This window comes from Streptomyces sp. R-07, assembly GCF_049913175.1.
Taxonomy (GTDB): domain Bacteria; phylum Actinomycetota; class Actinomycetes; order Streptomycetales; family Streptomycetaceae; genus Streptomyces.
In genome coordinates, this window is record NZ_CP183978.1 from 4,322,211 (window position 1) to 4,343,091 (window position 20,881).

Below are 20,881 nucleotides of genomic sequence, written 5' to 3' on the forward strand. Positions count from 1 at the left end.
CCCCAGCGGTCCAGAAGGAGAGAGGGAAGCCGCTTCGCGTTGGACGCGCCGACTTGGTGACCCCCGTGACCGACAGCTCCGGAAAAAACACGGAGCCACCCCCGCGGCGATCATCGCACAGGCGGCAGACCGTGGAAAGCCGTAGACGTGAGAGATCGAACTGAGTTTCAATTCCCGTGACACTAGAGCTGGTTGATGTCTCTAAGGGATCTGACGAGGGTGGGGAAACATGAAGGGGAGCAGCAACGTGCATCGACTGACCGGAGTCGCGCTCGCCGCCACGGCGATGGTGGGGATCGGCCTGGTCACGGCTCCGAGCGCTTCGGCCCTGGGTAAAGACGGCGTCCTGGAGACCTACGAGTTCGGGCTCTACTACAACTCCGGGCAGGTCGGCTGCGTCTTCGACCTATTCAACTACGACACCAACTTCTCAGGGGACACGTTCTGGAAGGCGTCGGGCACCTGCAACGGCTATGGCCAGTCGACCAACGACAATACGGCCTCCTACTACAACCGTGACACGGGTACGTGGTGGGTCTACACCGACGCGGGCGCCGACGGTGCTGAGGGCTATCTGCCCGCCGGCTACAAGGGGGACGCGGGAAGCACCTTCAAGAACAAGATCTCGTCGTCGTACCCCTACGACGCGCACTGAGTCGCGCGATTTCGGGGCCGTGGCGGTTGTGGCACTGGAGCTTCCGCTGCCACGGCCGCCATGTGGCGTACTACCAGAACCCTAAGGACCACATGCTCTCGTCATCCGCGCGCCGCCGTGCCCTGCCCGCAGTGGCGCTGCTGTGCGCCACTGCCTCGCTCGCAGGATGCTCGGGCTTCACAGCAACCTCCGGTGGTGGCCAGGCCGAGCCGCCGGTGGCCGCCCTGCCCGTCATGAAAGAGGCGACGGTGCTGAAGTTCCCCCTGGACGCGTTCGAGGCGACTGATGAGCAGCAGCGGTCGCTGACCCGCGCGCAGGAGGTGCTGATCTCGCGCTGTATGGCTCGCTACGGCTTCACCTACCGGGGCGGCGAGAACCGCTCGCCCGAACGGCCGAAGGGTCCGTCGCGGAGGTTCGGTGTCAGCGATCTGAAGACCGCCGAGCGATACGGCTACGCGAACCCGAACGCGGCGCAGGCACCACAGAAGCGCGTCAAGGGTCTTGGGCTGACCCGGCCCGAGGAGATCGCGCTGCTCGGGGAGCCGGATCTGAACCCCGCGGACCTGCCCGACAGTCAGCAGGAGGCCGACCGGCAGGCCGCCGGGGCCGGCAAGGCGGGCGATCGACGACCTCCGGCCGGCGGCTGCACCAGGGAGTCGTACCTCAAGTTGTACGCGCCCCGGCCGGACAGCGTCGAGTTGCTCTACGTGTTCAACCTCCGCAACCGCGCCGACTCGGAGTACCGGGAGGACTCCCGGGTGCGGAAGGTGGACCAGAGCTGGTCCGCCTGCATGGCGAAGTCCGGCTACAAGGTGACCGACCCGCACAACGCAGCCGACCAGCTCGGTCTGGAAGGACGTCGATCGAGCGCCGAGGCGATCACCGCCGCCAAGGCCGACGTGCGCTGCAAGGGCGAGGTGAACCTGATCGGGGTCCACTACACGGTCCTGTCCGCCTACGAGCAGCGCGCGGTCGAGCAGAACGCCGAGACGCTGAAGCTCGTCGGCGACCAGCTCGACGAGCGGCTGCGTACGGCGGCGAAGCTGACCGGATGACCCCTCGGGCCTCCCTCAGACCTCGATCAGTACGGTGAACGGGCCGTGGTTCGTGAGCGAGACGCGCATGTCCGCTCCGAAGCGGCCCGTTTCCACGTGGGCGCCGAGGGCGCGGAGCTGGTGGACCACCTCGTCGACCAGGGGCTCGGCGACCGGGCCGGGGGCGGCGGCGTTCCAGGTGGGGCGGCGGCCCTTGCGGGCGTCTCCGTAGAGGGTGAACTGGGAGATGACGAGCAGCGGCGCGTTCACGTCGGAGCATGACTTCTCGCCGTCCAGTACCCGGACGGACCAGAGCTTTCTGGCCAATTGGGCGGCCTTCTCCGGGGTGTCGTCGTGGGTCACCCCGACCAGGACGCACAGCCCCTCGCCGGTGATCTCACCGACGGTCTCCCCTGCGACGACGACGCTCGCGCCGTCGACCCTCTGCACCACTGCTCGCATGCCCACCAACCTACCGAGCGGGCCGCCGACCGAAGGACGAGGGGCCGAACGGGTGCAGAGCGCCTGCATTCGCACGTGCAGGAGTGGCACCATGCGTGTCAGGCGGTGCGGTTCCGCACCGGTCGAGGGGACGATTCTCATGAGTGCACCTGGCACCGGGCCGACGCCGTCCGGCCCCGTACCGCTGATCCGCTCCGGAGCCCGGGGCGGAGGACCGGGCGGAGGACCCGTGACGCGCCCACCCGTGCAGCGAACCGCCGAGGCGGCGGACCGGACGCAGCCCGACCTCGGCGCCCTCCGGCTGCCCGAGCTGCGCGCTCTGCGCCGGGACGCGCAGAGCGACGAGGCAGACCTGAGTTACGTACGCCGGATGCTCCAGGGCCGGATCGACATCCTGCGGGCCGAGCTGGCGCGGCGGACCGATCCGGAGACCCCGGTCCTCGACCGGCTCTCCGAGATCCTCGCCGACGTGCCCTCGCGGCACCGCAGCTCGGCGCGGCACGTGACGCTGTCGACGCCGCGCGGCGAGGAGTACCGGCGGCTCGCGACCGAGATGCTGTCGGAGGTCGAGCTGTCGGACCTGACGGCCCGCACGGACGACGAGCTGCACGCGGCGATGGGGCGGTTCGCGGGGTACGAGCAGCAGATCTCCCGGCGCCGGCAGCACCTCCAGCGGACCGCCGACGACTGCAGCGCCGAGATCGCCCGCCGCTACCGGGAGGGCGAGGCCCAGGTCGACGACCTGCTGGCCTGAGGGCTCGGAAAGTCGGGTGCGGGGCGCGCCGCGCCGTGCGTAGGGTCGGAGGATGACTGTCGACGTGCGCGCCGTGACGGAGTCCGAGTTTCCCGACTGGCAGCGGGCGCTGCGCACCGGGTTCCTCAGGCCCCCGGTGGTCTCCGACGCCGAGGCCGCCGACCGGCTGGCCCACGCGGATCTCGCGCGGACGCTCGGCGTCTTCGACCGGGACCGGATCGTCGCCACCTTCCGGTCCTTCCGGCAGGAGGTCAGCACGGTCGGCGGGGGCAGCCTCGTCGCCGACGCGATCACGCAGGTCACGGTCTCGCCGACGCACCGCAGGCAGGGACTGCTCAGCCGGATGATGTCCGCCGACCTGGCCGCCGCGAAGGAGCGGGGCGACGCCATCGCGACGCTGATCGCCGCCGAGTACCCGATCTACGGGCGGTTCGGCTTCGGCCCGGCGAGCTGGGCCGCCGAGTGGAGCGTGGACGTGCGCCGCGCCGGTCTCGACCCGCGCCGCTCGGGCCGACCGGAGGACGGCGGCCGGATCGATCTGACGGACGGCGACGAGATCCGCAAGACCGGGCCCGAGGTGCACCGCCGCCTCGCGGGCGTCCGTGCCGGGGTCACGAACCGCGACACGCACGACTGGGAGCGCGGCACCGGGCTCGGCTACCAGAGCGAGCCGTGGCGGGAGCCGTACTACGCGATGTACCGCTCGGAGTCCGGCGAGGTCGAGGGGTACGTCGCGTACACCGCCGACGACAAGTGGGACGACGCGAAGCAGCCGCTGAACACGGCGACCGTGCGGGACCTGATCGCCGTCACCCCGGCCGCCGAGCGCGCCCTGTGGCACTACCTCTGCTCCGTCGACTGGATCGCCACGGTCCGCTCCGGCTACCGGGCGCCCGACGACCTGCTGCCGCTGCTCCTTCCGGATCCCCGCGCGGCCAAGGTGCTGACGTACGCGGACATGCTGTGGGTCCGGGTCCTGGACGTGGTCCGGGTCCTGGAGGGCAGGACGTATCCGGTGGAGGACGGCCTCGTCCTGGAGGTACGGGACGCGGACGGGCTCGCCGGCGGGCGCTTCCGGCTCGACGCCTCTCCGGCGGGCGCGGCCTGTGTCCGTACCTCCGCGCCGGCCGATCTCGCCTTCGACGTCGCGGAGTCGGGCACGCTCGCGTTCGGCGACGAGTCGGCGGTACGGCTGTCCCGGCTCGGGCGCGTCGAGGAGCTGACGACCGGCGCGGCCGCCCGCGCCGACCTGCTGTTCCGTACTCCTCTGCGCCCCTTCTCGCCCGACATCTTCTGACCCGCCACCAGGGGGTGTCTTGCCGGTCAGGCCGGGCTCGCGACGCCTGGCACCGCGCCTCGCCGCGTTGTCGTCGGTCGCCATGGCTCCGCCGTGACTCCCTCCTCCGCCTTGCGATGCACGGCACCGGACGCCGCTCCCTGATCCGGCCTGACCGGCAAGACACCCCCTAGGATGGGTGGCCGGACGAGGTGGAACCGGAGCGCGTGGTGTCGGACGGCGTGGAGTCGGAGTACGTGAAGCCCGAGTACCCGACGGGGCTGCGCGAGCGGAAGAAGGCGCGCACCCGGCAGGCCCTGTCGGACGCCGCCATCGCGCTCTTCATGGAGAAGGGCTTCGACGGGGTCTCCGTCGCCGAGGTGGCCGCAGCCGCCGAGGTCTCGAAGCCGACCCTCTTCCGGTACTTCCCCGCCAAGGAGGACCTGGTCCTCCACCGCTTCGCCGACCACGAGGGGGAGTCCGCGCGCGTGGTGGAGGCCGGCCGGGTCTACGGCACGGCGCCGCTCGACGCGCTGTACGAGCACCTCCTCGAAGGGCTTGAGCGGCGCGATCCCGTCACCGGTCTCTGCGATGCGCCGGCGGTCCTGGCGTACCACCGGCTCCTGTACGGGACGCCGGCCCTGCTCGCCGCGATCCACGGCTACCAGCAGCGGTCCGAGGAGGTCCTCGGGCGGGCGCTCGGCGGCGACCCGCTGGTGGCGCGGCTCGCGGCCGGGCAGATCGTGGCCGTGCTCCGGATCCTGGCGAACGAGAACGTGGCGCGGCTCGCGGCCGGTGAGCCGCTCGGAGTGGTGGCGCAGGACGCGGTGGCTGCCGCGGAGGAGGCGTTCCGGTCGCTGCGGCAGGGGCTGCCGTACTGAGCCGCCACCGAGCGGTCCCTTCCGTGGCCGCGTAAAAAATGTAACCCAGTAACGTTTTCCGCTAGGCTTGTCGGAATGACGTCACTGGACCTTGAGCTCGCCCGCGAACGCTCCCACCACGACGCCTGCCGCGCCGCCCTGATCCGCATGACCGAGGACGTGGCCGAACAGGTCGTCATCGGTGAGGACGTCGCCGCCTCCGGCGCCGACGCCGAGGCGCTCGGCCGCCACCTGCGCAGCCGCGCCAAGGAGATGGGCGAACAGCCGCCCGGACCGCTGTTCTTCGGCCGCCTCGACCGCGAGGACGGCCAGATCCACCACATCGGCCGCCGCCGGATCGCCGAGCACCCGGCCGCCCCGCCGCTCGTCGTCGACTGGCGCGCCCCCGTCTCCCGCGCCTACTACCAGGCCGGCGCGCACGACCCCCAGGGCGTCCTCCGGCGCCGCCGCTTCGGCTGGGCCCCGCACAGCGAAGGTGCGACCCAGGACCTCACCGCCCTGGAGGACGAACGCCTCGCGGACGGCGCCACGGGGACCGTCAGCGCCCTCGTCACCGGCGAGATCGAACGCCCCCGGGTGGGCCCCATGCGGGACATCGCCGCCACCATCCAGCCCGAACAGGACGACCTCGTACGCTCCGAGCCGGCCGCCTCCCTGTGCGTGCAGGGCGCGCCCGGCACCGGCAAGACCGCCGTGGGCCTGCACCGGGCCGCGTACCTCCTCTACACGCATCCGCAGCGGATCCGCCGCTCCGGCCTCCTCGTCCTCGGCCCCCACCGGGCCTTCCTCTCGTACATCGCCGAGGTGCTGCCCTCGCTCGGCGAGACCGGCATCCGGCAGGCCACCCTCGACGAGGAGATCGCCCGCCACCCGGTCCGCGCCGAGGACACGGAGGCGGCGGCCCGGGTCAAGCACGACGCCCGGATGGCGCAGGTGCTGCACCGCGCGCTGTACGGCAGGGTCGACCCCGCCCCGGCGCAGGACCTGGCCGTCCCCGACGGCTCGTACCACTGGCGGCTTCCGGCGGCGCAGCTCGCCGAGATCGTCGCTGCGGTACGGGAGGAGGCGCCGCCCTACGCGACGGGCCGCGAGCGGGTCCGCGCCCGGGTCGTCCGCGCACTCCAGCTCCGGGCCGAACGCCGCTGGGGGCCCATGGGCGCGGCCTGGGCGCGGAGGATCGAGCGGGCGCGGGCGGTGACGGCGTTCCTCGACGCGTGCTGGCCGAAGACCGGTCCGGAGGAGGTCCTCGCGGGCGTCCTGACGGACCCCGCCGACCCCGCCCTGACGGAGACCGAGCGCGCGGCCCTTCGCTGGGCGCGGCCCCCGCGTTCGTACCGCTCCGCGCGCTGGAGCGCCGCCGATCTCGTCCTCCTCGACGAACTCGCCGGGCTGATCGAACGCCCCGAGAGCTACGGGCACGTCGTCGTCGACGAGGCCCAGGACCTCTCGCCCATGCAGTGCCGGGCCATCGCCCGCCGCACCGAGTTCGGTTCGCTCACCGTCCTCGGCGACCTCGCCCAGGGCACCACCCCGTGGGCCGCCCGCGACTGGCACGAGCAGCTGGCCCACCTCGGCAAGGCCGGGACGCCCGTCGTGCCGCTCACCCTCGGCTACCGGGTGCCGGCGGCGATCGTCGACCTCGCCAACCGGCTTCTGCCGCAGCTGGGCGCCGACGTGCCCGCCGGCCGTTCCGTGCGCCGGGACGGCGAGGTGACGGTCCGGCGGGTGACGGACCTGTCCGCCGGTGTCCGCGAGGCCGTGCGGGCCGCGCTCGCGGCGGAGGGCTCGGTCGGGGTCATCACGGCCGACGGACTCGTCGACTCGGTGGCGGAGGCGGTCCGCGACTGCGGGGCGGGGGAACGGGTGACCGTGCTGCCCGCGACGGTCGTCAAGGGCCTGGAGTTCGACCACGTCGTGGTCGTCGAACCGGCCGCGATCGTCGCCGCCGAGGCGCGCGGAGCGAACCGGCTGTACGTGGTGCTCACCCGGGCGGTGTCGCGCCTCGCGCTGGTGCACGAGGGGGAGTTGCCGGAGTGGCTTGAGCCGCGTACAGCGTCGTGAGTTCGGCGCCGATCCGGGCGAGGGCGGTCCGCGCCTCCGGCGGGTCGAGGAGCTCCACCCGGGCGCCGAGGCCGGCCAGCTGGGCGGCGATCACCTCGGGGGAGGGGCCGTCGGCCTCGATGGACGTCCAGCCGTCCGGGCCGCGCTCCCCGTACCGTATCCGCCCGCCGAGCAGGCCCTCCAGGACGGATTCGGTGCCCGGGGCGGCCCGGCCCCGGACCGTCGCGGCGACCAGCCGGTCCTCCATGCGGGCGGCGAGCGCGCGCCAGGCGGTGGCGAGGTCGAAGCCCTCCGGCCGCACGGCGGGGGCGCCGGTCTCGGTCACCGAGGTGACGCGGCCGACGCGGAAGGTCCGCAGGCCGTCCGCCGTGTCCGCGAGGAGGTAGCGGACCCCGGACTTCGCGGCGATCCCGAGCGGCTGGACGGTCCGCTCGCGCGGCGCGCGGCCGGGGCGGGCGTACCCGATGCGTACCTCCCGGGCGTCGACCACCGCCCGCTGGAGCGCGGCCAGTCGGGGTTCCTCGGTCTCCGCGCCCGTCCAGTCGGTGCCGTCGGCGATCCCGGCGCGGGCGGCGGCCTCGGCGCCCTCGCGGAGGGGCGCGGGGAGGGCCCGTACGAGCTTGCGCAGCGCGGTCCGGGTCTGCGGGCTCGCATCGGCGTCGGGCCCGGTCAGGAGGAACAGCTCGCGGATCTCGGGGGCGGTCAGGCCGGTCAGGTCGGTACGGGCTCCGCCGACGAGCGACCAGCCGCCGCCCTGTCCGGCCTGCGAGTACACCGGGATCCCGGCGCTCGCGAGCGCTTCGAGATCCCGGCGGGCCGTGCGCTCGGACACGCCCAGTTCGGCGGCGAGTTCGGCGGCGGTGACCCGCTGCCGGGCTCCTCGGCTCTGGAGGAAGAGCAGGGCGGCGACGAGTCGGTCGGCTCTCATGCCGCCATTGTCATCTGCCGGGTCTCGGTGGTGGTGGCGGTCGGGCGCAGGACGGTGAGGGCGACGGTCAGGGCGAGGAGGAGGAGCCCGGCGCCGACGCCGAAGGCGAGGTGGTAACCACCCGTCAGCGCCTCGGGGGCGGGCCGGCCGGCCGCCGTGAGGGTCTCGGTGCGGGCGGCGGCCAGGGTGGAGAGGACCGCGACGCCGAGGGCCATGCCGATCTGCTGGGTGGTGTTGAAGAGCCCGGAGGCCAGGCCCGCGTCCGCCTCCTCCGCACCGGACATGGCGAGCGCGGTGAGGGCGGGGAGCGCGAGGCCGAAGCCGGCGGCGAGCAGCATCACGGGCAGCAGGTCGGTGGCGTACGAGGCGTGGACGGGGACGCGGGCCAGGAGGCCGAGGACGCCGACGAGCAGGACGAGGCCGGTGAGCAGGACGTTCCGCTCGCCGAAGCGGGCGATGAGGGGCGCCGAGACGCCGAGCGAGACGGCGCCGATGACGAGCGCGGCGGGCAACATCGCGAAGCCGGTCTCGGCGGCGCCGTACCCGAGGACCTTCTGCAGGTAGAGGGCGACGAGGACCTGGAAGGAGAAGAGCGCGGCGACCATCAGCATCTGGACGGCGTTCGCGCCGGCGACGCTGCGGGAGCGGAGGATCCGCAGCGGCATGAGGGGGTGCGCGGCCTTCGCCTGGCGGAGCAGGAAACCGGCCAGGAGCGCGAGGGCGAGGGCCCCGAAGCCGAGGGTGTGCGCCGAACCGACCCCGTACTCCTCGATCTTGACGACGGCGTAGATCCCGGCCATGAGGCCGGAGGTCACGAGCAGCGCGCCGGTGACGTCGGCGCCGGCCCTCGGTCCCGTCGCGCGGTCGGCGGGGAGGGCGCGGAGGGCGACGAGGAGGGTGGCGACGCCGATGGGCAGGTTGATGAAGAAGATCCAGTTCCAGGCGAGGGCGTCGGTGAGGATCCCGCCGAGGACCTGGCCGAGGGAGGCTCCGGCGGCGCCGGTGAAGCTGAACACGGCGATGGCGCGGGCGCGTTCGCGGGGTGCGGTGAAGAGGGTGACGAGGATGCCGAGGCCGACGGCCGAGGACGTCGCGCTGCCGACGCCCTGGAGGAAGCGGGCGGCGATGAGGAGGGCGGGGGAGGAGGCGACGCCGGCGAGGAGGGAGGCGGCGGTGAAGACCCCGGTGCCCGCGAGGAACATCCGCTTGCGGCCGATGAGGTCGCCGAGGCGGCCGGCGAGGAGGAGGAGCGAGCCGAAGGCGATCAGGTAGGCGTTGACGACCCAGCTGAGGCCGACGGGGGTGAAGCCGAGGTCGCCCTGGATGGCGGGCATCGCGACGGTGACGATGCTGCCGTCGAGGACGGTCATCAGCATGCCGGTGGCGAGGACGCCGAGGGCGAGGCGGGGGCGGGTGGGTGAAGCGGGCATGGGGACCTCTCCTGTTCGTCGGAGGCGACAGGAGAGACATTAGCAGAAGGTTTTGTTGCAGACTATTTTTTACGGGAGGGATTCGGGGTCGCTACGGGCTCCCGGTCCCTGGGGCTACCCGCGCTGACGGGCGCGGCGGGCGGGCCTCGCACTCTCGACGGGGGTCTCCAGATGGCCCGTGACCAGCCGGTTCAGAGCGCGCAGGAGGACCTCGCGCTCGGCCTCGGGGAGGGAGGCGAGGGCGCTCTCGTGGACCTGGTCGACGATCCTCTGGCTCTCCCGCGCGACCTCCGCGCCGGCCTCGGTCACGGCGATGATCCGCGCCCGGCGGTCGGTGGTGGACGGCCTGCGCTCGGCGAGCCCGGCCTTCTCCAGGGCGTCGACGGTCACCACCATCGTGGTCTTGTCCATGTCCCCGATCTCGGCGAGCTGCGCCTGCGTCCGCTCCTCCTCCAGGGCGTGCACCAGCACGCAGTGCATCCGCGCGGTGAGTCCGATCTCCCCGAGCGCGGCGGCCATCCGCGTCCGCAGGACGTGACTGGAGTGGTCGAGGAGGTAGGAGAGGTCGGGCTCGGTGCGGGCTCGGGTCATGGATGTCATGCCGCCAGCGTAACGAGGATCGGTCCGTCGCGGATTGTTGTGTAGCGGACGAGTGAGGCCGAGGCGCGCGTGGCCGGGCACCATGGAGGCATGACGATCTACGAGGAGGAGGGAGCGGCCCTCCGGCCTCTGCTCTTCCTGGACGTGGACGGGCCGCTGATCCCGTTCGGCGCGGAGAGCGGCGGGTACCCGACGTACCCGCCCGCCCCGCCCCCGGCCGTGAGCCCGCTCCTCGCGCGGCTCGATCCCGCGCAGGGGCCACGGCTCGCGGCGCTGCCGTACGACCTGGTGTGGGCGACCACCTGGGAGGAGGGCGCGAACACCTGGGTCGCGCCGCGTCTCGGGCTGCCCGACCTGCCCCTGCTTCCGTGGACCGACGAACCCGAGGAGCCCGGCGTCCACTGGAAGACGCCGGCGCTCGTGGCGTGGGCGGCCGGGCGGCCGTTCGTCTGGGTGGACGACGAGATCGGCGCGGCCGACCGTGCCTGGATCGCCGCCCACCACCCCGGGCCTGCCCTGCTCCACCGGGTGGACGCCCGGCGCGGACTCGGTGTCGCCGACTTCGAGGCGCTGGCGGCCTGGGCGAGATGAGCCCGTCGGGGGTGGGGTGAGCGGGGCCCGGGGTGAGTCCCGTCGGGGGTGGGGTGAGCGGGGCCCGGGGTGAGTCCGTCGGGGGTGGGGTGAGCGGGGCCCGGGTGTCCGTCGGGGGTGGGATCGGCGCAGCCCGGGCGAGGTGGGTCCGGTCGCCTACAGCCCCCGCGTGCCGTCGATGCGCTCCCTGATGAGGTCCGCGTGGCCGTTGTGGCGCGCGTACTCCTCGATCATGTGGATGAGGACCCACCGCAGTGAGACCTTGCCGCGCCAGGCGTCCTGCGCCGAGACGTCGAGGTCCGGGGCCTCGGCCGTGAAGCGGTCGGAGAAGTCCACCGCCGCGCGCCAGGCGTCCCAGGCCTCCGTGACGGCCGCGGGGCCGGCGGCGGCGTCGTCGAAGTCCCCGTCGGGGGAGTCCGGGGAGGAGAAGAGGGGCCCCGCGTCCTGCTGACCGGCGAGCACCTCGCGGAACCAGTGGCGCTCCATGTCCGCCATGTGCCGGACCAGACCGAGCAGGGACAGGGTCGACGGTTCCACGGACCGGTGGGTGAGCCCCTCGTCCAGGCCCGCGCACTTCAGCACCAGGGTCGCCCGCTGGTCGGCCAGGAATCCGGCGAGCATCGGCAGCTCGTCGCCGGTCGCGGGGCCGGTGAACCGTCCCGGTCCCGGGACCGCCGTCTCGTCCAGTACGTCCGCGCGTCGCTGGGGAATGTTCTCAACTGTCATGTCGTACCTCCCTGTTGGACCTGAGGCACATGGTGGCACGGCGGTGCCCCTGCCCGGGGGCGGGCAGGGGCAGGAGGCGGGCGGGGTCAGGCCTTGGGCTGGGCGAAGCGGATCATGTTGCCTGCCGGGTCGCGGAAGGCGCAGTCGCGGACGCCGTAGTGCTGGTCGACCGGCTCCTGGAGCACCTCGGCGCCGGCCGCCCGGACGCGCTCGAAGGTGGCGTCGACGTCCTCGGTCGAGAAGATCACGCCGCGCAGCACGCCCTTGGCGAGCAGCTCCCTGACGGCCTGCCGGTCGGCCTCCGAGGCGCTGGGGTCGGGCAGCGGCGTCTCGAGCACGACGGCGACGTCCGGCTGCGTGGGCGACCCCATGGTCACCCAGCGCATCCCCTCGTAGCCGACGTCGTTGCGGACCTCCAGGCCGAGGGCGTCGCGGTAGAAACCGAGCGCCTTGTCGGCGTCGTCGACGGTGATGAAGCACTGCGAGAGCTTGATGTCGTTCATGCCGTCGACGCTACGGCGAGGCGGTGGTTCCCGCTTCTCCGTTCCTGATCGGTTCGGTGGGAGGCGTGGGGCCGGCGCCCTTCACCGGCCGTGTCATCACCTTGGCGACGCACGCCGGCATCGCGGCCCCCTCCTCGTGGCTGCGGGCCCGGTAGGCGCTCGGGGTCTCGCCGACCAGTTCGGTGAAGCGCGAGCTGAATGAGCCGAGCGAGGTGCAGCCCACCTCGAAGCAGACGTCCGTCACGCTGAGGTCGCCCCGCCGCAGCAGCGCCTTCGCCCGCTCGACGCGGCGGGTCATCAGATAGCTGTACGGCGTCTCGCCGAAGGCGGTACGGAAGCTGCGGGCGAAGTGCCCGGTCGACATCAGGGCGACCCTGGCCAGCGCGGGAACGTCCAGCGGCGACGCGTAGTCGCGGTCCATGGTGTCCCGCGCACGGCGCAGTCTCTTCAGGTCCTCCAGGTCCACGCTGCCCAGCATGCCATGGCCCGTCCGCGCCGGGGGCGACTATTGCAAGCGGCTGCTTGCAATAGTTAGCAAAGGCTGGCATGGTCGGGGCATGGCATCGCTCAACGTCGGCAACCTCGGCGAGTACCTCCGCGAGCAGCGGCGGACCGCGCAGCTTTCCCTGCGGCAGCTCGCCGACGCCGCCGGGGTGTCGAATCCGTACCTCAGCCAGATCGAGCGCGGGCTGCGGAAGCCCAGCGCCGAGGTCCTGCAGCAGGTCGCGAAGGCGCTGCGGATCTCCGCCGAGACGCTCTACGTACGGGCCGGGATCCTCGACGAGCAGGAGCGGGAGGAGCTGGAGACGCGCGCCGTCATCCTGGCCGATCCCTCGATCAACGAGCGGCAGAAGCAGGTGCTGCTCCAGATCTACGACTCCTTCCGCAAGGAGAACGCCGCCGACGCCGCCGCGGCGGCCGACGCCGACGCCGATGCCGCACCGCCTTCGAGCTAGTACGTCACCTCCGGGAGGAACACCAGCATGGCCATCATCGACGAACTGCGTACCCCTCTCTACTTCGCCGCCGGCACCGCCGACCTCGCCGTGCAGCAGGCCAAGAAGGTTCCCGGCCTGATCGAGCAGCTCGCCGCCGAGGCGCCCGCGCGCATCGACGCCGTACGGAAGACCGACCCGAAGGCCGTGCAGGAGAAGGTGACCGCGCAGGCCAAGGAGGCCCAGGCCACCGTGCAGTCGAAGTTCGCCGACGTCGTCGGCGGCCTCGACACCGACCTCAAGAAGCTCGGCGAGACCGCCCAGGACCTGGCCCTGCGCGGGGTCGGCGTCGCCGCCGAGTACGCGGTCAAGGCGCGCGAGAAGTACGAGGAGGTCGCCGCCCACGGCGAGGAGGCCGTCCGGGCCTGGCGCGGCGAGGTCGCCGAGGAGATCACCGAGATCGCCGTCGTCGTCGAGCCGGAGCCCGAGGCGAAGGCGAAGGCGGATGCCCCGGAGGCCGGGACCGACGCGCCCCAGGCCGAGAAGGCGACGCCCGCGCGGAAGACCACCGCCCGCAAGGCCCCCGCCAAGAAGACGGCCGCCGCCGAGAAGGAGTAGGGGCGGGCACCAATTCGGGTACCCGGTGCGTTGTACCGGGTACCTTGACCGCGAGGCGCTCTCTCCATCCCCCTAGGCGGTGCTCAGCATGTTGCGCGCGGGATTCGACTCCCTTCTCTCCCTGGTGATCTTCCTGGTCTTCACCGGCTTCGCCGTCGCCGCGCTCGTCTTCGCCGCCATGGCGCGCGAGGACGCCTACCGCGCCGCCGACAAGCAGACGAAGAAGTTCTGGCTGATCCTCCTGGGCATCAACCTCGCCCTGAACCTGCTGCTGCCGATGCTGTTCCTGCAGATCGCCGGGCTGATCGCCGCCATCGTCTTCATGGTGGACGTGCGCCCCGCGCTCGCGCAGGTCTCCGGCGGAGGCCGGGGCCGCCGCGGCGGAGGCTCCAGCAGCGACGGCCCGTACGGCCCCTACAACGGCGGCCGGTAGTCGGCCGACGCCGTAGCGACGTAGGGAATCGCAGGACCCGGGTCTCAGACCCGGGTCCTGTCCCTTTCCAGGGCCAGGACGGCGACGTCGTCCGTCAGCTCGCCGCCGTTCAGGGAGCGGACCTCCGTCACGGCCGCCTCCAGGAGATCCTCGCCCCGCAGGCCCGAGGCCAGCTGGCGGTTGATCATCTCGACCATCCCGTCCTGGCCGAGCCGCGGCGAGCCGGGGCCCGCCGAGCGGCCCTCGATGAGCCCGTCCGTGTACATGAGCAGGCTCCACGCCCCGCCCAGCTCGACCTGCCGGCGCGGCCAGCGGGCGCGCGGCAGCAGTCCGAGGGCCGGGCCGCCGTCCTCGTACGGGAGGAGGCGCGCCGCCCGCCCCTGCCGGGCGATCAGCGGCGAGGGGTGCCCGGCGAGGCACAGGCCGGCGCGGCGCCCGTCGGGCGCGATGTCGACGGTGCAGAGGGTCGCGAAGATCTCGTCGCTCTCCCGCTCGTGCTCCAGGACCTGCTGCATCGTCGAGAGCAGCTCGTCCCCGCACAGGCCCGCGAAGGTCAGGGCCCGCCAGGCGATCCGCAGCTCGACGCCGAGCGCGGCCTCGTCGGGGCCGTGCCCGCAGACGTCGCCGATCATGGCGTGGACGGTGCCGTCGGGGGTGCGGACGGTGTCGTAGAAGTCGCCGCCGAGCAGCGCGCGGGAGCGGCCGGGCCGGTAGCGGGACGCGAACCGCAGCTCGGAGCCCTCCAGGAGCGGCGTCGGCAGGAGACCGCGCTCGAGCCGGGCGTTCTCCTGGGCCCGCAGCCGGGACTCGGCCAGCTTCACCTGGACGGCGTCGGCCCGCTTGCGTTCGACCGCGTACCGGATGGCCCTGCTGAGCAGCCGCCCGTCGAGCTCCTCGCGGAAGAGGTGGTCCTGGGCCCCGACGCGCACCGCCTCGGCCGCCAGCTCGGCGTCGGCGGAGGCCGCCAGCGCGAGGACGGCGTGGCGGGGGGCGAGGCGCAGGATGTGCCGCAGCGGGGCGAGCGGGTCGTCGCCGGCGGCGGCCCGGGGGCCGGGCAGCGACAGGTCGACGAGGACGCAGTGGACGTCGTCGGTGAGGAGCCGCTCGGCCTCGGTGAGGTTCCGGGCGGTACGGATGCGGACCCGGGTGCCGGCGGCGTCCGCCGCGTCGAGCAGTTCGGGTACGGCGAGAGCACCCGCCGGGTCGTCCTCGACGACCAGGAGAGTGAGATCGGTGCGGTCGGTGCCTGTGACTGTGCCTGTCATGGGAGTGGCGTCCATTGGGGTGGCGTCGCCGGGTCCCGCAGCGGCAGAGACGTTTCTCTGGCGCGGTACGGATACGGGCATCGGTCCGGGTTTCCTTCCCTCCCCCCGAGGTGCGCAGGGCGCCGGGTGGCGTCCCGCCCGTCCCGGACCATAGCGGTAGGGCGGTGCGCAGCGGAATGGTGATCAGCCTGTGAGCCCGCGCGGCGCGCTTGGCATATGCCGCGGAAGGGGAGGTACTTGCCCCCGTGCGGTCCGCACGGGGGCTCTGAGCCCATGAGAAAGGTCACGCACCGGAGGCGGCGCCGGTCACGCCCGTCCCGTCGCGCGGGTGGCTCGTGTCACGCAGGGCCGACCACACCGCTCGTGTCACGAAGGGCCGACCACGTGCCTCGTGTCACGCGGGGCCGACCACGCGCCTTGTGTCACGCAGGGCCGACCACACCGCTCGTGTCACGCAGGGCCGACCACGCGCCTCGTGTCACGCGGGGCCGACCACGCGCCTCGTGTCACGAAGGGCGGACCACGCCCAGGATCTCCATCGAGCCCGCGCCCGTGAGCGTCACGTTCCGTCCCGGGCGGGGCGCGTGCACGATCGTCCCGTTCCCGACGTACATCCCGATGTGGCTCGCGTCCTTGAAGTAGACGATCAGGTCGCCGGGGCGCATGTCCCTGATGTCCACGTGCGGAAGGAGCCGCCACTGCTCCTGCGAGGTGCGCGGGATGTCCCGGCCGGCCGCGCCCCAGGCACGCTGGGTCAGCCCGGAGCAGTCGTACGAGCGCGGTCCCTCCGCGCCCCAGACGTACGGCTTGCCGATCTGGGCCGTCGCGAACTCGACCGCCTTCTTGCCCTCCGCGGTCGCGCCCTCCGTCAGGCCGTCGAGGACGCCGGTGCCGAGCCAGGTCGTCTGGGCCCGGTTCTGGGCCTGCTCCTCCAGGCGCCGCAGCCGCTCGCGCTCCTCGGCGGCGAGCTCGGACTCCAGCTTCTTGGCGGCGGCGATCTTGCCGTTGATTTCCTTCTTCGCCTTCGCCTGGCGGACGCGGTTGGCCTCCAGCTTGGTCCAGTTGTCGCCGGCTTCCTTGGCGTACGTGTCCAACTCGGCCTGGGTGCGGGTCATCTCGCCCAGCAGGTCGGTGGTGGCCTTGGCCCCGGCCTTGAGCCGTCCGGCGGTGTCGAGGAAGAGCTGCGGGTCGTTCGTGAGGACCAACTGCGCGCCGTCCGGGAGCCCGCCGTTGCGGTACTGGGCGCGGGCGGCGGCGCCGGCCTTGGCCTTGAGGTCCTCGATCTTCTCGCGGCCGGCCACGATCATCCGGGCGACCTGGACGATCTCGGCGGACTGCTCCTTGGTCTTCTCCTCGGCGAGGTTGTACGCGTCGGTGGCGACGGCGGCCTGCCGGTACAGGGCGTCTATCTCCTTGCGCACCTCCTCCAGGCTCTTCTTCGGAGGGGGCGGCGGGAGCGGCGCGGCGGCGGCCTGGAGGGTCAGTGCGGGAGAGGCCAGCACGGTCAGGGCGCAGATCACGGTGATCGCGGCAGTGGCGTGGCGGCGTCGGTTCACGAGCTCCCCCTCGAGTGACCCAAATCTGATTTACCGTCAGTAACTTGGTGGTGACCTTGGCGATAGTGCCATGCGAAACCGCAAAGCAACAGGGGAAACCGGGGCCTGTCGGGCCTGTTCCCCCCAGGGGGGACGAGTGATGTGCGTGTGGCGTTCCCCGCGTACGGGAAATTCAGGGGGAGTTGGGAAGAAATAGGGGACAGGGCCTACTGGCGCACCGTCACCCGCATGGCGTCGGCGCCTCCTTCCGCCCCGTCACCCGCGTGGCGTCGGCGCCTTCCTCCGCCCCGTCACCCGCGTGGCGCCAGCGCCTCCCACCGCACCGTCACCTCACCCTGCCGCCACCGGCGCGGGCCGTCCGTCAGCGGCCAGTCCGCCGCCAGGTCGCGGACGGAGCGGATCCAGCGCTGCCGCGCGCCCAGTGAGGCGTACGGGGCGGCCGCCGCCCACGCCCGGTCGAAGTCCCGCAGGAAGGCGTGCACCGGCTCGCCCGGCACGTTCCGGTGGATCAGCGCCTTCGGCAGCCGTTCCGCGAGGTCCGAGGGGCGGTCGAGCGAACCGAGCCGGGTCGCGAAGGTCACCGTGCGCGGCCCGGCCGCGTCGAGCGCCACCCACACGTGCCGGCGCCCGATCTCGTCGCAGGTCCCCTCCACGAGCAGGCCGCCCGGTGCGAGCCGCCCGCAGAGCCGCGCCCAGACGGCCGCGACCTGGTCCTCGTCGTACTGGCGCAGCACGTTCGCCGCCCGGATCAGGGCGACCCGGCCGGGTACCGGCACTTCGAAGCCGCCGTGCAGGAAGGAGAGGCCCTCGCGTTCGTACGGCTTCGCTGCCTCGACCCTGGCGGGTTCGATCTCGATGCCGTAGAGCCGGGTGCGGGGTTCGGCGGTGCGCAGCCGGGCCAGGAGTTCCACGGCGGTCCAGGGGGCGGCCCCGTATCCGAGGTCGACGGCGAGCGGCGGTTCGGGGGAGCGGCGCAGGGCGGGGCCGTGGACGGCGGCGATCCAGCGGTCCATGCGGCGCAGCCGGTTCGGGTTGGTGGTCCCGCGGGTCGGTGTGCCGACGGGGCGGGTGGTGCGCGGGGCCATGTCATGAGCGTAAGGGGTGTGGGGGAGGGGCCTGCGGCTGCCCGATCCCGCAGCGGATGGGCGCCCCGCCCGGCAACGAATTGGCAAAGCACCGGTCCGAAGGAAATGAAAGGTGTCATTCCGCTGTTGTCCCGGCTGGAGGACGTACCGCGCCCTTCACCCGTCATGCCCGCCCAGCTCAGTCCCCGAGCGGAAGGACCGCCGACGTGAGCCAGTACGTGTCCCGGTTCGCCGGTACCCGGCACCGGCACCCCGCGCCGGCCAGGCTCCGGCTCCCCGGCCGGCACCGCACCCCGCGGCGCGTGGCCATGCTCAGCGTCCACACCTCGCCGCTGCACCAGCCCGGCACGGGTGACGCGGGCGGCATGAACGTCTACATCGTCGAGCTGGCCAAGCGCCTCGCGGCCATCGACATCGAGGTGGAGATCTTCACCCGGGCCACCACCGGCGGCCTGCCCCCGGTGGTCGAGCTGACCCCGGGCGTGCTCGTACGGCACGTGGACGCCGGCCCGTACGAGGGGCTGGCCAAGGAGGAGCTGCCGGCGCAGCTCTGCGCCTTCACGCACGGGGTGATGCAGGCGTGGGCGGGCCACCGGCCCGGTCACTACGACCTGGTCCACTCCCACTACTGGCTCTCCGGGCACGTCGGCTGGCTCGCCGCCGAGCGCTGGGGCGTCCCGCTGGTCCACGCCATGCACACCATGGCGAAGGTCAAGAACGCGGCGCTCGCCGAGGGGGACACGCCCGAGCCCGCGGCCCGGGTGATCGGCGAGACGCAGATCGTCTCCGCCGCCGACCGGCTGATCGCCAACACGGCCGAGGAGGCCGACGAGCTCGCCCGCTTCTACGAGGCCGAGCCGGGCAAGATCGCGGTCGTGCACCCGGGCGTCAACCTCGACCACTTCCGCCCCGCCGACGGCCGCGCCGCGGCGCGCGCCCGGCTCGGCCTGCCGCAGGACGCCTTCATCCCCGTCTTCGCCGGCCGGATACAGCCGCTGAAGGCCCCCGACATCCTGCTGCGCGCCGCCGCCGTCCTCCTGGACCAGGACCCTTCGCTGCGCTCGCGCATGGTGGTCCCGGTGGTGGGCGGGCCGAGCGGCAGCGGCCTGGCCAAGCCGGAGCAGCTGCAGAAGCTGGCCGCTCGGCTGGGGATCTCGGACGTCGTGCGCTTCCACCCGCCGGTGGGGCAGGACCGGCTCGCGGACTGGTTCCGCGCGGCGAGCGTCCTCGTGATGCCCTCGTACAGCGAGTCGTTCGGTCTGGTCGCGATCGAGGCGCAGGCGGCCGGCACCCCGGTCGTCGCGGCGGCGGTCGGCGGTCTGCCCGTGGCGGTACGGGACGACGTGACCGGTTTCCTCGTGCAGGGGCACGACCCGGCGGACTACGCCCGCGCGCTCGGCCGCTTCGCGGCGGACCCGGCGCTGTCGGCCCGGATGGGCGAGGCGGCGGCGCTGCACGCGGGTTCGTTCGGCTGGGACACGGCGGCCTCGGGCACGGCGGACGTGTACACGGCAGCCATGCACGACCATCGGCTGCGGGAGAACCGCCGTCGCGTACGCTCGCACCATGGCTGAGGACGTTCGGCGGATCATCGAGGACACGTTCAACGACGCGGAGCTGGACTGGGAGTCCCCGGAGCCCGGCTCGTACGTCGTGAAGCTTCCGGGCACGCGCAAGCTGTTCACCACGCTGTCGCTCCGGGTGGGCCGCCACTCCCTCTCCCTCAACGCCTTCGTCATCCGGCACCCGGACGAGAACGAGACGGGCGTCCACCGCTGGCTGCTCGAACGCAACCTCAAGCTGTACGGGGTGAGTTACGCGGTCGACGGCCTCGGCGACGTCTACCTCGCCGGCAAGCTGCCGCTGGCCGCCGTCACGCCGGAGGAACTGGACCGGCTGCTCGGCTCGGTCCTGGAGGCGGCGGACGGCGACTTCAACACGCTCCTGGAGCTGGGCTTCGCGTCGGCGATCCGGCGGGAGTACGAGTGGCGGGTCTCGCGCGGCGAGTCGACCCGGAACCTGGACGCGTTCAAGAACCTGACCCGGAAGCCCGCGAGCTGAGCCCGTCGCGAGCCCGGCCTGACCGGCACGACGCCCCCGGGGCCTTTCCCGCCGATCAGGGTGGGACAGGCCCGTTCCGGTACTGGCCCGGTGTCGTGCCGAATTCGCGGCGGAAGGCGTGGGACAGGGCGTACGGCGAGGCGTAGCCGACGCGGCGGGCGACGGTGGCCAGCGGGTCCCCGGTGTCCCGGAGCAGGGCGGCGGCCCGGGTCAGCCGCCACCACGTGAGGTACGCCATCGGGGGCCGGCCCACGAGGGCGGTGAATCGGCGGGCGAGGGTGGGCCGGGAGACGCCCGCCTCGGCCGCGAGCCGGTCGACGGTCCAGGGTGCGGCCGGGTCGGAGTGCAGCGCGCGCAGCGCGGCGGCCGCCACCGGGTCGCCCAGAGCGGCAGGCCACGCCCCGGCCGTGCTCTCGGCCGTCCAGGACCGGATCATGTACACGAACAGCAGGTCGAGCAGGCTGGGGAGCGCGAGGGAGGCGCCCGGGCGCCGTTGGTCCAGCTCGCCCTCCAGGAGGCCGATGGCGGCCCGGAGTTCGGGGTGACCGCCGGCGCGGGCCGGCAGGTGGACGAGCGGCGGGAGCTCCGTGAGCAGCGGGTGCGCGTGGCTGCGGTCGAGGCGGTACTTGCCGCAGAGCATCTCGACCTCGCGGGCGCGTGAGGCGGTTCCGGGCGGGCGCGGGAGGCTGCCGTCGGCCCAGCGGTCGAAGGGGACCGCCCGCGCGACCGTCTCCGCGTCGGCGGGTGCGTCGGCGATGACGTGTCCGGTGCCGTGCGGGAGCAGTACGGCGTCGCCCGCGCCGAGGGCGACCGGTTCGCCCCCGTCGGGCAGCAGCCAGCAGCTGCCCCTGAGGACGATGTGGAAGCCGGCCCCTTCGTACGGGGCGAGCCGCGCGCACCAGCGTCCTCCGACCCGTACCCGGTCGGAGGAGGGCTGCCCGACGCGTACGGCCGAGATCGCGTCGCTCACCACGTCCATGGCCGGGAGCGTACCGCCGCTCCGGCGGCTGCGATGAGCTTCTCGCGC

General features: G+C 73.1%; 23 protein-coding genes. 12 read left to right on the top strand and 11 right to left on the bottom strand.

What is annotated here, in order from left to right:
- Positions 1-247 precede the first annotated feature (247 nt).
- Both ACN9M0_RS19735 and ACN9M0_RS19740 read left to right on the top strand, forming a co-directional pair.
- Positions 248-655 carry a hypothetical protein gene (locus tag ACN9M0_RS19735; protein ID WP_399700907.1) on the top strand — a complete coding sequence of 136 codons (408 nt, stop codon included), beginning with the start codon at positions 248-250 and terminating at the stop codon, positions 653-655.
- 92 nt (positions 656-747) lie between these two features.
- The gene (locus tag ACN9M0_RS19740; protein WP_366038820.1) at positions 748-1,710 is read left to right on the top strand and encodes a hypothetical protein; all 963 of its coding nucleotides are present in this window, start codon (positions 748-750) and stop codon (positions 1,708-1,710) included.
- Positions 1,711-1,725: 15 nt separating this feature from the next.
- Here the strand turns inward: ACN9M0_RS19740 and dtd are convergent, their stop codons facing one another.
- Positions 1,726-2,151, bottom strand: a complete 426-nt coding sequence (gene dtd / locus ACN9M0_RS19745) for a D-aminoacyl-tRNA deacylase (RefSeq protein WP_366038821.1) — start codon at positions 2,149-2,151, stop codon at positions 1,726-1,728.
- A gap of 139 nt (positions 2,152-2,290) precedes the next feature.
- On the opposite strand from dtd, the gene ACN9M0_RS19750 reads away from it, so the two are divergent.
- From ACN9M0_RS19750 to ACN9M0_RS19765, 4 genes are all read left to right on the top strand, one after another.
- Entirely contained in the window at positions 2,291-2,905 is a 615-nt protein-coding gene (locus tag ACN9M0_RS19750; protein WP_399700911.1) for an ABC transporter substrate-binding protein, read from the top strand.
- 52 nt (positions 2,906-2,957) lie between these two features.
- Positions 2,958-4,202 carry a GNAT family N-acetyltransferase gene (locus ACN9M0_RS19755; RefSeq protein ID WP_399700914.1) on the top strand — a complete coding sequence of 415 codons (1,245 nt, stop codon included), beginning with the start codon at positions 2,958-2,960 and terminating at the stop codon, positions 4,200-4,202.
- A 236-nt stretch (positions 4,203-4,438) separates the two neighbouring features.
- Positions 4,439-5,062, top strand: coding sequence for a TetR/AcrR family transcriptional regulator (locus tag ACN9M0_RS19760; RefSeq protein ID WP_366038881.1), 624 nt, complete (start codon positions 4,439-4,441; stop codon positions 5,060-5,062).
- A 75-nt stretch (positions 5,063-5,137) separates the two neighbouring features.
- Positions 5,138-7,123 (top strand): HelD family protein, encoded by a 1,986-nt coding sequence (locus tag ACN9M0_RS19765; protein ID WP_366038824.1) that lies wholly within the window; start codon positions 5,138-5,140, stop codon positions 7,121-7,123.
- On the opposite strand, the gene ACN9M0_RS19770 is transcribed toward ACN9M0_RS19765, so the two are convergent.
- From ACN9M0_RS19770 to ACN9M0_RS19780, 3 genes are all read right to left on the bottom strand, one after another.
- Positions 7,044-8,051, bottom strand: a complete 1,008-nt coding sequence (locus ACN9M0_RS19770; RefSeq protein ID WP_366038825.1) for a helix-turn-helix transcriptional regulator — start codon at positions 8,049-8,051, stop codon at positions 7,044-7,046. The two genes, ACN9M0_RS19765 and ACN9M0_RS19770, sit on opposite strands and share 80 nt — an antisense overlap.
- On the bottom strand, positions 8,048-9,481 hold the full coding sequence (locus tag ACN9M0_RS19775; RefSeq protein ID WP_426403970.1) for an MFS transporter: 1,434 nt from the start codon (positions 9,479-9,481) through the stop codon (positions 8,048-8,050). Before ACN9M0_RS19775 ends, ACN9M0_RS19770 begins: the two co-directional genes overlap by 4 nt.
- A 114-nt stretch (positions 9,482-9,595) precedes the next feature.
- Positions 9,596-10,081 carry a MarR family winged helix-turn-helix transcriptional regulator gene (locus tag ACN9M0_RS19780; protein ID WP_366038827.1) on the bottom strand — a complete coding sequence of 162 codons (486 nt, stop codon included), beginning with the start codon at positions 10,079-10,081 and terminating at the stop codon, positions 9,596-9,598.
- A 90-nt stretch (positions 10,082-10,171) separates the two neighbouring features.
- Here ACN9M0_RS19780 and ACN9M0_RS19785 point away from each other — a divergent pair, with 90 nt between their 5' ends.
- A complete protein-coding gene (locus ACN9M0_RS19785) occupies positions 10,172-10,672 on the top strand; it encodes a hypothetical protein (RefSeq protein ID WP_426403971.1) in 501 nt (166 codons plus the stop codon).
- A 156-nt stretch (positions 10,673-10,828) separates the two neighbouring features.
- Here ACN9M0_RS19785 and ACN9M0_RS19790 read toward each other — a convergent pair whose 3' ends face one another.
- The 3 genes from ACN9M0_RS19790 to ACN9M0_RS19800 all read right to left on the bottom strand — a co-directional run bounded on the left by ACN9M0_RS19790 (position 10,829) and on the right by ACN9M0_RS19800 (position 12,379).
- Positions 10,829-11,398, bottom strand: coding sequence for a DinB family protein (locus tag ACN9M0_RS19790; RefSeq protein ID WP_399700922.1), 570 nt, complete (start codon positions 11,396-11,398; stop codon positions 10,829-10,831).
- Between the two features lie 86 nt (positions 11,399-11,484).
- Positions 11,485-11,901 (bottom strand): VOC family protein, encoded by a 417-nt coding sequence (locus ACN9M0_RS19795; protein ID WP_366038829.1) that lies wholly within the window; start codon positions 11,899-11,901, stop codon positions 11,485-11,487.
- 10 nt (positions 11,902-11,911) lie between these two features.
- A complete protein-coding gene (locus ACN9M0_RS19800) occupies positions 11,912-12,379 on the bottom strand; it encodes a helix-turn-helix transcriptional regulator (RefSeq protein ID WP_366038830.1) in 468 nt (155 codons plus the stop codon).
- Positions 12,380-12,458: 79 nt separating this feature from the next.
- Between ACN9M0_RS19800 and ACN9M0_RS19805 the strand changes: the two genes are divergently transcribed.
- The 3 genes from ACN9M0_RS19805 to ACN9M0_RS19815 all read left to right on the top strand — a co-directional run bounded on the left by ACN9M0_RS19805 (position 12,459) and on the right by ACN9M0_RS19815 (position 13,887).
- On the top strand, positions 12,459-12,857 hold the full coding sequence (locus ACN9M0_RS19805; RefSeq protein WP_399700926.1) for a helix-turn-helix domain-containing protein: 399 nt from the start codon (positions 12,459-12,461) through the stop codon (positions 12,855-12,857).
- Between the two features lie 27 nt (positions 12,858-12,884).
- Positions 12,885-13,454 carry a hypothetical protein gene (locus tag ACN9M0_RS19810; RefSeq protein ID WP_366038832.1) on the top strand — a complete coding sequence of 190 codons (570 nt, stop codon included), beginning with the start codon at positions 12,885-12,887 and terminating at the stop codon, positions 13,452-13,454.
- Between the two features lie 88 nt (positions 13,455-13,542).
- Positions 13,543-13,887 carry a DUF2516 family protein gene (locus ACN9M0_RS19815; RefSeq protein WP_366038833.1) on the top strand — a complete coding sequence of 115 codons (345 nt, stop codon included), beginning with the start codon at positions 13,543-13,545 and terminating at the stop codon, positions 13,885-13,887.
- Positions 13,888-13,931: 44 nt separating this feature from the next.
- Here ACN9M0_RS19815 and ACN9M0_RS19820 read toward each other — a convergent pair whose 3' ends face one another.
- From ACN9M0_RS19820 to ACN9M0_RS19830, 3 genes are all read right to left on the bottom strand, one after another.
- Entirely contained in the window at positions 13,932-15,167 is a 1,236-nt protein-coding gene (locus ACN9M0_RS19820) for a PP2C family protein-serine/threonine phosphatase (RefSeq protein ID WP_366038834.1), read from the bottom strand.
- 491 nt (positions 15,168-15,658) lie between these two features.
- A complete protein-coding gene (locus ACN9M0_RS19825) occupies positions 15,659-16,708 on the bottom strand; it encodes a C40 family peptidase (RefSeq protein WP_366038836.1) in 1,050 nt (349 codons plus the stop codon).
- Between the two features lie 290 nt (positions 16,709-16,998).
- Entirely contained in the window at positions 16,999-17,793 is a 795-nt protein-coding gene (locus ACN9M0_RS19830) for a class I SAM-dependent methyltransferase (protein ID WP_366038837.1), read from the bottom strand.
- Positions 17,794-17,999: 206 nt separating this feature from the next.
- Between ACN9M0_RS19830 and mshA the strand changes: the two genes are divergently transcribed.
- Positions 18,000-19,367, top strand: coding sequence for a D-inositol-3-phosphate glycosyltransferase (gene mshA / locus ACN9M0_RS19835; protein WP_366038838.1), 1,368 nt, complete (start codon positions 18,000-18,002; stop codon positions 19,365-19,367).
- Positions 19,360-19,854, top strand: a complete 495-nt coding sequence (locus tag ACN9M0_RS19840) for a YbjN domain-containing protein (RefSeq protein ID WP_366038839.1) — start codon at positions 19,360-19,362, stop codon at positions 19,852-19,854. Before mshA ends, ACN9M0_RS19840 begins: the two co-directional genes overlap by 8 nt.
- Before the next feature lie 55 nt (positions 19,855-19,909).
- On the opposite strand, the gene ACN9M0_RS19845 is transcribed toward ACN9M0_RS19840, so the two are convergent.
- The gene (locus ACN9M0_RS19845) at positions 19,910-20,833 is read right to left on the bottom strand and encodes an AraC family transcriptional regulator (protein WP_426403972.1); all 924 of its coding nucleotides are present in this window, start codon (positions 20,831-20,833) and stop codon (positions 19,910-19,912) included.
- Positions 20,834-20,881 lie beyond the last annotated feature (48 nt).